Origin of the sequence: Kordia sp. (assembly GCF_045105435.1) — a bacterium.
Lineage (GTDB): Bacteria > Bacteroidota > Bacteroidia > Flavobacteriales > Flavobacteriaceae > Kordia.
In genome coordinates, this window is the sequence record NZ_JBGCDL010000384.1 from 1 (window position 1) to 3,040 (window position 3,040).

4 protein-coding genes are annotated in these 3,040 nt (G+C 32.7%); all 4 read left to right on the forward strand.

From position 1 onward, the window contains the following. Nucleotides 1-275 precede the first annotated feature (275 nt). Nucleotides 276-818, forward strand: coding sequence for a DinB family protein (locus AB8B65_RS19580; RefSeq protein ID WP_405302972.1), 543 nt, complete (start codon nt 276-278; stop codon nt 816-818). 35 nt (nt 819-853) lie between these two features. Next, complete coding sequence (locus AB8B65_RS19585) at nt 854-1,858, forward strand: hypothetical protein (RefSeq protein WP_405302973.1); 1,005 nt, start codon at nt 854-856, stop codon at nt 1,856-1,858. 11 nt (nt 1,859-1,869) lie between these two features. Continuing rightward, complete coding sequence (locus tag AB8B65_RS19590) at nt 1,870-2,544, forward strand: hypothetical protein (protein WP_405302974.1); 675 nt, start codon at nt 1,870-1,872, stop codon at nt 2,542-2,544. A gap of 122 nt (nt 2,545-2,666) precedes the next feature. After that, on the forward strand, nt 2,667-3,040 hold a 374-nt coding region (locus tag AB8B65_RS19595), incomplete at its 3' end, for a protein adenylyltransferase SelO family protein (RefSeq protein WP_405302975.1).

The following is a 3,040-nucleotide window of genomic DNA, read 5'->3' on the forward strand; positions in this document are numbered from 1 at the left end:
TAATAAAAATTAAGCCTAATGAGGAAACTATTGCCATTAAAAAATAATTAGGGCACAAAACTACTGAATTCGTTAGACATTCAATAGGGAAGTTAAATTCCAATTACATTTTTCTGAAATTTTACGCCAATGTCTTGGGAAAGGACACTCAATCACAATTGGTTTATTTAAAAACAAAGATGAATCGAATAAGATGTTTCTTTGACGTTGCATAAGATTATTGTAGTTTTAACTTGAAGCAATTCAAAACAGACATTGACATCTAAAAAACACCTATGAAACAGTTGCTAATTCTCACTTCTATACTATTTTTTACTTCAGTTGCCACACCTTTAGTTGCACAACAGGACGATTTTATAAAGGAATATTTGGAACGATTAGAAAACTCAAGAAAATATTTAATTCTTGTCGCTGAAACCATGCCCGAAGACAAATACAATTACAAAGCATCACCAGAATCGTTGACGTTTGCACAAAATTTATTGCATATTGCATACGCAATGGATTGGCACAGTCAATCTTTATTAGGCGCACGAAAAGCCCGAGTTTGGCAAACTGACACCGAATTTAAAGTCGCCAACAAATCCAAAAAAGAAATGATTGCTTTGGTCAATAAAACTTTTGATAAAGCTATTGAACTTATTACCGAATTTGATGTAAAAAAACTCAGTGACACACTCGATTATTTTGGATTGAACCGAACAAAAAGACAAATTTTATTAATACTATCAGATCACATAACACATCACAGAGGACAAATGCTAGTGTACATGCGATTAAACGGACTTGTGCCACCGCGATATGTATTGTTTCAGTAATTAAAAACAATAAATTCTAAAAAAAATAATGAAAAATGATTAAAAAAAATTGCATACGCTTACTTATATTTTTCATCACGCTACAAGGCTATTCACAAGCAAGTTGGAGTTATGCTGTTTGGTTCAATATACTAGATGAAACAGGAAAAACACTCACAGAAGAAACCTATTCTGAAAAAGAATTATACATAGCAACGCATCCTTTTGGCGCTTATAAGGATAATAAACTAGAATACGATAGCACCACAAAAATGTTCAAATTTTCGCAAAGTACTATTACTACGGAATCTGTGTTGTTGTTTGTGCATAACAGTGATACAACCAAAGTACATATTGGCACGGAAAACATGTACATAAAAGATATTGAACTCACTGGTAAAACATACAGCATACTCCGTTGGAATAATGAAGCAAATTTTGTCAGTAATCAAAAAGTGCCAGCGCTGGGTCACTTCAAGGTTTGTATCCCAAAATTTCCGTTTGAACAATATGAAATAGGCGTGGGAAATCCATATTATGAAAGAATGACGAATCTATCAAAAAAAACGTTTGAAATTGTACCGCCAATTGATGAAAATGGAGACGACATATTTTTACACGATATCAATTACTTAGAAAGTAAAAACAAACTAACGCACACACTTAGAGAATTATACACTTCCAATGTAAAAGCCATATATCCTGTAGGAGCTGACAACTATCTAGTTTTTAAAGAATATAGTTCAGGTAATGGGAATCATTATTATGACAATATCAGTATTACGCTTGTCGCGATTGGTGAATATAAAATCACCTATTTTCCGTTAGAACTTGAGGAAAAAGTGGAAACTCATGTCATTGACGATCATGGAAATTTGATCTTTACGCAACATCAAGGAATAAGTGATTTTGCACCGATGGACGTGTATTTTGATCAAAAAACAAAAACAATACGCTACCAATATCAATATTTTAAATCGATAGGAGATAGCGACAAAACAATGACAGTAAAAGGCGCGTACATACTGAAAAACAACAAATTAATAAAAACAAAAAAGTAAGATATCTTATCTTGAAAAAATATATAAACTTAAAAATAGGAGTACTTTTCCTCTTTCTTTCCCTTTTGGGATGTTCTAAACATACAGAATTTCTCGTAAAGGCAAATGACATCAATTTAAAATATAAAGACTCAAATACTATTGAATCGCCCATATTAAAATTAATTGAAATTGAGTATGGAGAAAAATATCAAATAGCATATAAAACTAGAAACGACACTACTTTTTTAGTTCCTTCTGATGGTGAAAAAAAATTCTATGGAATGAATCCGTACAGACGCGGCATAAAACTAAAAACATCCACTTTAAACTGTGACGAAAAAATACGAATTGACGCAGGCAGATTCTCTTTTTACTTTTGCTATTCGGACACCAAAAAAATCATAAACGAACTTGCAAATATGGACGATGTAGCTTGCAAGTTTTATTATTCGAAAATTAAAGATTCCATGCTAAACTTGAAGCAATCAAAAAATACTAAAACAACTGAATTTGCTACCGATCAATTAATTTCAATTTTGTTACGAAACATTAACTTTGAGATCAAAGACACAGGAAATGAAGACATTACAGAAGTAAGAGTTGGAGATATTTTTACAGGTTGGTCAGGTATGTACGAACACTTTCTAGTAAACAGTAAAAAAGATACCATTGCAACTTTTTCTTTTACGCAGTGGGTACATTAAAACAAACTCATTATGTATGAAACGCTTTATAATGATTCAGAACAATCTTAGTATCTTTACAATATGAAAAAGTTCGTTCAACAATTAGATATGTCGATCGTTCACAAAAGAATTGCTACACTATGAAACTCAATATAAAAGATACATTCAACAAAGAATTACCAGCCGATCCCAATATAAATAATACGCCACGTAAAGTATTTGATGCTTGTTATTCATTTGTTACGCCCAGAATTCCATCAAATCCTTCAATGATTCACGTCGCAGATGAAGTTGCAGAAATGCTCGATTTGGAACGTGATACACAGTCGGAAACATTTCTTCACACCTTTACAGGAAAAACAGTCTATCCAAAAACAAATCCTTATGCTATGTGTTATGGCGGACATCAATTTGGACATTGGGCAGGACAATTAGGTGATGGAAGAGCGATCAATTTAGGAGAAATTCGCGCCAACGGTCAACAATGGGCATTGCAACTCAAAGGAGCAGGAGC

Coding starts and splice junctions, on each gene's coding strand:
- AB8B65_RS19585 (WP_405302973.1), top strand. CDS start 854: ATGATTAAAAAAAATTGCATACGCTTACTTATATTTTTCATCACGCTA.
- AB8B65_RS19580 (WP_405302972.1), top strand. CDS start 276: ATGAAACAGTTGCTAATTCTCACTTCTATACTATTTTTTACTTCAGTT.